The 460-nt window shown below is 69.6% G+C and carries 1 protein-coding gene; it reads left to right on the top strand.

Annotated elements, in window-relative coordinates:
* The coding region (locus DD1DGNOD_RS14190) for an FKBP-type peptidyl-prolyl cis-trans isomerase (protein WP_206443164.1) at positions 1-324 on the top strand (324 nt) is incomplete at its 5' end.
* Positions 325-460: the final 136 nt, after the last annotated feature.

Genomic DNA, 460 nt, shown 5'->3' with positions numbered 1-460 from the left:
ACCCGGGACCTCGTGGTCGGTACCGGAGCGGCCGCGGCGCGGACCAGCACCGTGTTGGTCCAGTACGTCGGTGCGTTGTGGGCTGGCGGCAAGGAGTTCGACTCGAGCTGGCAGAGTGGGCAGCCGGTCCCCTTCCCGCTGGACCAGGTCATCCCCGGCTTCCAGCAGGGCATCGCCGGGATGAAGGTCGGTGGACGGCGCGAGATCGTGATTCCGCCCGACCTCGGCTACGGCCCACAGGGCGGGCAGCCGCCCGTGATCGCCGCCGATGACACCCTGGTCTTCGTCGTCGACCTCCTCGGCGTCCAGGCGGCAGACCGCTGACCTGCGTCCGGACGCGAGCTGCTTGTCGTCCGGACGGCGGCCGGTTGGCACCGTACCGGTTGTCGCCACAGGCGCCGCTGAAGATCCAAGAGTCGTGTTCTAGCCTCGTACGGTGTCCCGTCGTCGGTTGGAACGG

The organism is Candidatus Protofrankia californiensis, assembly GCF_900634765.1.
GTDB lineage: Bacteria > Actinomycetota > Actinomycetes > Frankiales > Frankiaceae > Protofrankia > Protofrankia californiensis.
This window is presented reverse-complemented; position numbering and strand designations above follow the sequence as displayed.